The sequence below is a fragment of the Streptomyces calidiresistens genome (assembly GCF_014141525.1).
Lineage (GTDB): Bacteria > Actinomycetota > Actinomycetes > Streptomycetales > Streptomycetaceae > Streptomyces > Streptomyces calidiresistens.
In genome coordinates this window covers 1-950 of the sequence record NZ_VKHS01001300.1, presented here as the reverse complement: position 1 = coordinate 950, position 950 = coordinate 1, and the positions used below count along the sequence as shown (strand labels likewise).

Annotated in this window: 1 protein-coding gene and 1 pseudogene; both read left to right on the top strand. The window is 77.7% G+C overall.

Annotation, left to right across the window (positions count from 1 at the left end; genetic code table 11):
- Positions 1-225: pseudogene (locus FOE67_RS29840) on the top strand (hypothetical protein); the annotation flags it as partial.
- A 13-nt stretch (positions 226-238) separates the two neighbouring features.
- Positions 239-928, top strand: a complete 690-nt coding sequence (locus FOE67_RS26995) for a class F sortase (RefSeq protein ID WP_182667440.1) — start codon at positions 239-241, stop codon at positions 926-928.
- Positions 929-950: the final 22 nt, after the last annotated feature.

Below are 950 nucleotides of genomic sequence, written 5' to 3'. Positions count from 1 at the left end.
AAGCCGCACCACCCCACGGCGCCGGTGAAGGCCGGTGGCGGCGGGACGGCCGACGAGCGGACCCCGGAGGTCGGGGGTTCCGCCCTCGCCGCGCCGGCCGCCTCCCCCGCCGGCACCGGGGCGGGTTCGGGTCCGCTCCTGGCGGTCCTCGGCGTTCTGGGGATCGCGGGGGTGACGGGGTTCCGGGTGCTCCGCCGGCGCCGCACGGCCGGCGGGGGTCGGTGAACGGGCGGTCGGGATGACCGCCACGACCACCGGCGGCCGGAGCGGGGCCCGCGGCGGCGCCGTGACCACCGTGGCCTGGGCCGTCCTGTTGTTCGGACTGTGGCTGTGGGGACGGGAGTTGACGGGTGGTGAGCCGGATCTCGGCGGTCCGGTCCGGCTGTCCGACGGCCGGGTGCTGCCCGCCCCGGTGCGCCCCCTGGACGGGGAGGCCGTGCCGGTGCGGCTGGAGATGGACGGCCCCGCCCTGCGGGCGGAGGTGATCGAGCGCGGCGTCGAGGCGGACGGCGGCGTGGAGCCACCGCCGTTCGAGGCGGCGGACACCGCGGGGTGGTTCCGGGACGGCCCGGTGCCGGGGGCTGCGGGTGCCGCCCTGCTGGTGGGGCACGTGGACACCGATACCGGGCGGGCCGTCTTCTACGACCTGAGCACGGTGGAGCCGGGCGCCGAGGTGGAGGTGCTGCGCTCGGACGGCCGGACGGCGGTCTTCACCGTCGAGCGGGTGGACGTGGTGGAACTCTCCGCCTTCGATCCGGAGGCCGTGTACGGGCCGCACCGGGAGGGGCGGGCCGAGTTGCGCCTGATCACCTGCGGTGGGGAGTTCGACGCGGAGCGGAGCAGCTACTCGGCGAACGTGGTGGTCTCCGCCTATCTGACGGAGACCCGGGACCCGCCCGGGCCGCCGGCGGATCCGGCCCCGTCCTGACCCGCCGCCCGGGGACGGGCGG